General features: G+C 63.5%; 6 protein-coding genes and 1 tRNA gene. 4 read left to right on the top strand and 3 right to left on the bottom strand.

Features of this window, described 5'->3' with window-relative positions; translation table 11 throughout:
- Both ACXJ7R_RS23650 and ACXJ7R_RS23645 read left to right on the top strand, forming a co-directional pair.
- A partial coding sequence (locus tag ACXJ7R_RS23650) for a L,D-transpeptidase family protein (RefSeq protein WP_457153958.1) occupies positions 1-1298 on the top strand: 1298 nt, incomplete at its 5' end.
- Positions 1299-1353: 55 nt separating this feature from the next.
- Positions 1354-1611 carry a sulfurtransferase TusA family protein gene (locus ACXJ7R_RS23645; RefSeq protein WP_457153957.1) on the top strand — a complete coding sequence of 86 codons (258 nt, stop codon included), beginning with the start codon at positions 1354-1356 and terminating at the stop codon, positions 1609-1611.
- Between the two features lie 3 nt (positions 1612-1614).
- Here the strand turns inward: ACXJ7R_RS23645 and ACXJ7R_RS23640 are convergent, their stop codons facing one another.
- A complete protein-coding gene (locus tag ACXJ7R_RS23640) occupies positions 1615-2709 on the bottom strand; it encodes a CobW family GTP-binding protein (RefSeq protein WP_457153956.1) in 1095 nt (364 codons plus the stop codon).
- A gap of 4 nt (positions 2710-2713) precedes the next feature.
- Positions 2714-3883 (bottom strand): D-alanyl-D-alanine carboxypeptidase family protein, encoded by a 1170-nt coding sequence (locus ACXJ7R_RS23635; protein WP_457153955.1) that lies wholly within the window; start codon positions 3881-3883, stop codon positions 2714-2716.
- A 217-nt stretch (positions 3884-4100) separates the two neighbouring features.
- On the opposite strand from ACXJ7R_RS23635, the gene ACXJ7R_RS23630 reads away from it, so the two are divergent.
- Positions 4101-5264, top strand: a complete 1164-nt coding sequence (locus ACXJ7R_RS23630) for a M20 aminoacylase family protein (RefSeq protein ID WP_457153954.1) — start codon at positions 4101-4103, stop codon at positions 5262-5264.
- An 85-nt stretch (positions 5265-5349) separates the two neighbouring features.
- A tRNA-Arg gene (locus ACXJ7R_RS23625) sits at positions 5350-5426 on the top strand.
- A 28-nt stretch (positions 5427-5454) separates the two neighbouring features.
- Here the strand turns inward: ACXJ7R_RS23625 and ACXJ7R_RS23620 are convergent.
- Positions 5455-5619: a TPR end-of-group domain-containing protein gene (locus ACXJ7R_RS23620; protein ID WP_457153953.1), complete on the bottom strand. Its 165-nt coding sequence runs from the start codon at positions 5617-5619 to the stop codon at positions 5455-5457.
- Between the last annotated feature and the right edge of the window lie 18 nt (positions 5620-5637).

The raw sequence follows: 5637 nt of genomic DNA, 5'->3' as shown, positions 1-5637 counted from the left end.
CTGGAATCCTGATCGCTGCCCTCGGCGTTGCCGGCTGCAACGATTCGTCGATGAAGGATTTTGCCCCGGAGGCCAACAAGCCGCTGCCCGACAAGATCCTCGCCGACATGAGGGCCAAGGGCATGGTGCGCACCTCGTCGGTGATGGCCCGCATCTTCAAGGAAGAGGGCAAGCTCGAAATCTGGAAGGCCAAGACCAACGGCCGCTACGACATGGTGGCGAGCTATGACATCTGCAAATGGTCGGGCAAGCTCGGGCCGAAATACACCGAAGGCGACCGCCAGGCGCCGGAGGGCTTCTACACGGTGCGCCCGTCGCAGATGAACCCGCGCTCGAACTATCATCTGTCCTTCAACATCGGCTTTCCCAATGCCTACGACCGGGCCAATGGCCGCACCGGCGCCAATCTGATGGTGCACGGCGCCTGCTCGTCGTCGGGCTGCTATTCGATGACCGATGCGCAGATCGAGCAGATCTATGCCTTTGGCCGCGATGCCTTCCAGGGTGGCCAGACCGAATTCCAGATCCAGGCTTTTCCGTTCCGCATGACCGCGGCCAACATGGCCCGCTACCGCAACGACCCGAACTATGAGTTCTGGAAGATGCTGAAGGTTGGCTACGACAATTTCGAGGTCACCAAGGTGCCGCCGAAGGTCGACGTCTGCGAGAAGCGTTATGTCTTCAACCAGGTCGCCGCCGACGGCCAGACATTTGATCCGACCGGCACCTGCCCGGCGACCACACAACCGGATTCCTTGAAGAGCGCCTACAACGCCTATCAGAGCACCTATGACGCCGCGTTCAACGGCGCGCTCAAGGCCAGCGCGCCGCCGCCGAAGCCGACCATCGCCGGCGTCAAGGAAGCCAGCATCGTCTCCGACTGGTCCAAGCGCCGGGCGCGCGGCGAGCGTGTGCCGATCGATCCGCCGTCGCTCAACACCGATGGCTCGGTGACCGAGACGGCGCGCATGGGCCGCATCGATTCGCCGGCCGGCCGCAAGATGGCTGCACTCGACGCCGAAAAAGCCGCCAAGCAGAAGGCCGAGGAGCAGAGGCTTGCCGCCATAGAGGCAGCCAGGCAGGCCAAGGAAGCCGCCAAGGCGCAGGCTCTGGCCGAGAAGGAAGCGGCCAAAGCCCAGAAAGAGGCGGCCAAGGCCGCCAAGGAAGCGCCTGTCGCCACCGCCACCATCTCAGCCCCCATGGAGGCCGCGCCTGAGGCTGAAACACAGGCGGCGAGCGCCGACGAGAGCAGGGTCACCAGACTGAAGAACAAGCTGCTCGGCATGTTCGGCGGTTGAGGTTTTTCGCCAATGCATGCCACCCAAAGGTGCGTAGCGGTTTTGGGACAACGACATGCTTGAAAACAAGGTTTCCAAGCCTGCGACCGTCTACGATCTCAAGGGGCTGAACTGCCCTTTGCCTGTGCTGAAAGCAAAGAAGCGGCTGGCCGGAATGCAGCCAGGCAGCCGGCTCTGGCTCGAAACCACCGACCCGCTGGCCGTCATCGACATCCCGGCATTCTGTTCCGACAGCGGCCACCATCTCGTCGAAACGGCGGCGGTGTCAGGCGGTCATCGCTTTCTGGTCGAGCGCGGCGAGCAGCAATCGTAGAGTTTACCGCCCTGCGATCGCCAGCGGATTGTTTTCCAGCGCCGCGCGGTCGGGCGTGTCGATCGACGGCCGGTTGGTGAAGGCGGCGAACAGCCGACGCACATAGTCTTCCGGCATATCGAGCGTGATCAGCACCAGCCGCGTGCCGCGCTGGCCATCCGGCCAGGACGGCAATTGCACCGGCGGATGCAGGATTTTCTGCACGCCATGGATCACCAACGGCCGCGACGGGTCTTCGCTGAGCTCGATGACGCCCTTCATCCGCAGCAGACGCTCGCCATGTGCCGAGCGCAACAGGTCGAGAAACATCTCGATCGCTGAAAACGGCACCGGGCCGTCGTGGACCAGCGAATAAGTACGCACGCGCTGATCGTGGCCGTGGCCGTGGTCATGCTCGTGATCATGGCCGTCATGATGATCATGATCATGCGCCTCGCCCAGCCAGCGCCGCACATCGGCGGATTTGGTCGCCGGATTGTAGAGACCGCAATCAAACAGCGCCGCCACGCCTGTCTTCGTGTCGGCAACGTCAAGCAAATCGGCGCCCGGATTGATCTGCCGCAGGCGCACCCGCAGCGTTTCCAATTCATGCGGGTCGGTGACCAGATCGGCCTTACTGAGAACGATGCGGTCGGCAACCGCCACCTGCTTGACCGCCTCGACATGCGCGTCGAGCGTGGCATTGCCATTGACCGCGTCGACCAGCGTGATGACGCCGTCGAGCCGGAAGGCCTGGACCAGCGCGGGATGCGCCATGATGGACTGCAGCACCGGCGCCGGATCGGCTAGCCCCGTGGTCTCGATGATGACGCGGGCCAGACGGGCGATGCGGCCGGTCTGCAGCCGATCGACCAGGTCGGCCAGCGTGTCGACCAGTTCGCCGCGCACCGTGCAGCACAGGCAGCCGTCCGACAGCTGGATGATGCCGTCGGACGCCTGCTCGACCAGCAGATGGTCGATCGCAACTTCGCCGAATTCGTTGATGATGACCGCCGTGTCGGCCAGCGCCGGATCTTTCAACAGCCGGTTGAGCAGTGTCGTCTTGCCGGCGCCGAGAAAACCGGTCAGCACCGAAACAGGGATCGGGAAGCCGCTCATCCGGCTAGTTCGCGACCTTGACCGGTTGGTCGCCTTGCGCGGCGGGACCGGCAACGACCGGGCCTGTGCCGGCCGGCGCCGGCTGGTCGGGACGCCAGCTCGGGATCGGCACGTCGGCATACTCTTGGCCGCCCTGGTCGAGCATGGCCTTCGGCGCCGGACCGGTGGCACCGCCGAGGCCGACGGCAACCAGCGTCGGCACATGGTCGAGCTTTTCATGGTAGGGCGATTTCGGCACATCCTTGGCGGCAGCGGCGGCGGGCGGTGCCTCGGACTGCTCCGCCCGCGCCTTCTTCTTGCAGATCTCATCATGCATGTCGTTGGGCGAGATAGTGTCGCCATAGGGCGCCAGCGTGGCGATGGTGGTCGAGCCGGCGGCCGGCGTGTCGAAACCCTGGTCGAGCAATTTCGCTGCGGCCTCGGCACGGGTGATTGCCGACTTCTCGCCAAGCACGACCGCCACGAGCGTGCGCCCATTGCGGGTCGCCGAGCCGATCATGTTGAAGCCGGAGGGGCAGACGAAGCCCGTCTTCATGCCGTCGGCGCCGGGATACCGGCCGATCAGCAGATTGTAGTTCGGGATCGCCTTCTTGCCGACCGCAAGCCCCTCGATCGAGAACCACGGCGCATATTGCGGAAACTCACGCCGGATGGCCATCACCAGCACGGCGAGGTCGCGCGCCGTCGTATATTGGTCCGGCGAATAGAGCCCGTTCGGATTGACGAAATGCGTGCCGTTCATCCCGAGCCGGGTCGCCTCGGCGTTCATCCGTTCGGCGAAGGCTGCCTGCGAGCCGCCGATATTCTCGCCGACGGCCATGGCGATGTCATTGGCGGACTTGACCAGCATCATCTTCAGCGCGTTGTCGAGCCGCATCACCGAGCCAGGCTTGAAGCCCATCTTGCTTGGCGGCTGGGAGGCCGAGTGTTTCGTCACCTTGATCGGCGAATCGAGCTGGACCTCGCCAGCCGCGATCGCCCGGAAGGTCACATAAGCGGTCATCAACTTGCTCAGCGACGCCGGATACCAGCGCTTGAACGCATCCTGATGCTGCAGGATCTGGCCGTTGTTGAGATCGAACACAACGACCGGATTGGCCTGCGCCGACCCGGCCAGGACCGACAGCACGATTGCGCCAGCCGAGAATAGTTTGAGGAAATGCCTGTGCCGCATGATCAAATCCGAAATCGCCTCTTGCCGTAGTCGCCCCTGGCTCCGTAAGATTTCGTTACGCGATCGCCAGCACGATGCAGTCCGACCCTCAAAAACCGGACTGCATCGTTGCGGTGCTATTTACTCTATGTGACGCCAACATGGCAAAGCGCCTGACGATCACAATTGCAAGGCAGCGGACAACACCCGCCTGTCCCAACAGCGAGATGGAACCATCATGCCAATCCTGAACCGTGCCGCCGAAATGCAGGACGAAGTTGCCGGCTGGCGCCAGCATCTGCACCAGACGCCGGAACTGAACTTCGACGTCTTCAAGACCGCCGCCTTCGTCACCGAGAAGCTAAAGGCCTTCGGTTGCGACGACGTGGTGACCGGCCTCGGCAAGACCGGCGTGGTTGGCATCATCCGCGGCCGCCAGGGCGAAGGCCCCACCATCGGCCTGCGCGCGGACATGGATGCGCTGCCGCTCAACGAGATCTCCGGCAAGCCCTACGCCTCGACCATTCCCGGCAAGATGCACGCCTGCGGCCATGACGGCCATACGGCGATGCTTTTGGGTGCTGCGAAATACCTCGCCGAGACGCGCAACTTCACCGGCTCGGTGGCGGTGATCTTCCAGCCGGCCGAGGAAGGCGGCGGCGGCGGCAACGAGATGGTCAAGGACGGCATGATGGATCGTTTCGACATCTCCAAGGTGTTCGGCATGCACAACATGCCCGGCCTGCCTGTCGGGCAGTTCGCCATCCGCCCGGGCCCGATCATGGCGGCGACGGCCGAGTTCACCATCACCGTGCGCGGCAAGGGCGGCCATGCAGCAATGCCGCACGGCACCATCGACCCGATCGTCATCACCAGCCAGCTGGTCGGCGCCTTGCAGACGATCGCCTCGCGCAGCACCGATCCAGTCGAGGCCGTGGTGGTGTCGGTGACCAAGTTCCATGCCGGCGATGCCTACAACATCATTCCCGAGACGGCCGAAATCGCCGGTACCGTGCGTACCCTGCGCAAGGAAATCGCCAAAAAGTCCGAAGAGCGCATCCGCGCCATCTGCGACGGGCTGGCGACCGCGTTTGGCGCCAGGATCGAGGTCGATTATCAGGCGAATTACCCCGTGACCTTCAATCATGCGGAAGAGACGGTGTTTGYCAGCGATATCGCGGCCGGTGTCGCCGGCGATGCCCATGTGCACCGCGGCATCCAGCCGGTGATGGGCGGCGAGGATTTCTCCTACATGCTGGAAGCCCGCCCCGGCGCCTTCATCTTCATCGGCAATGGCGACACCGCCGGCCTCCACCACCCGGCCTACGACTTCAACGACGAGGTCATCCCGCACGGCATGAGCTATTGGGTGAAACTGGCGGAGACGGCACTCGCCGCCTGATGCGTGTCGCCCACGGGGCCGGCCGAATTGCGTTCGGCCGGCCTCTTGGCGAAACGATCCGAAGCGGCTATGTGTCTGGCCGCGTGGTCCCGTAGCTCAGTAGGATAGAGCGGCAGATTCCTAATCTGTAGGTCACAGGTTCGATTCCTGTCGGGATCACCAATCACTCACAGCAAATATGGCGCTGTCGCTAGCTGATTAGTTTCAGCAGATCCTTGTAGCGCGGGTGGCTGCGGATGGGATCGAAATCCGAATCGTTCTTGAACCATGATTTCATGTGGTCCCCTACCAGCCGCAAATAGGGCTCCAGCAGGTCGATGGCACAGGAGCGCCGACAGCGTGCCGGCTTCGTCAAGTCCCATCAGCCTGGAAT

The sequence above is a fragment of the Mesorhizobium sp. P5_C1 genome (assembly GCF_054049815.1).
The sequence above is the reverse complement of the archived record's forward strand: the minus strand, read 5'-3'. Positions and strand labels throughout refer to the sequence as shown.

Coding starts and splice junctions, on each gene's coding strand:
- ACXJ7R_RS23645 (WP_457153957.1), top strand. CDS start 1,354: ATGCTTGAAAACAAGGTTTCCAAGCCTGCGACCGTCTACGATCTCAAG.
- ACXJ7R_RS23640 (WP_457153956.1), bottom strand. CDS start 2,709: ATGAGCGGCTTCCCGATCCCTGTTTCGGTGCTGACCGGTTTTCTCGGC.
- ACXJ7R_RS23635 (WP_457153955.1), bottom strand. CDS start 3,883: ATGCGGCACAGGCATTTCCTCAAACTATTCTCGGCTGGCGCAATCGTG.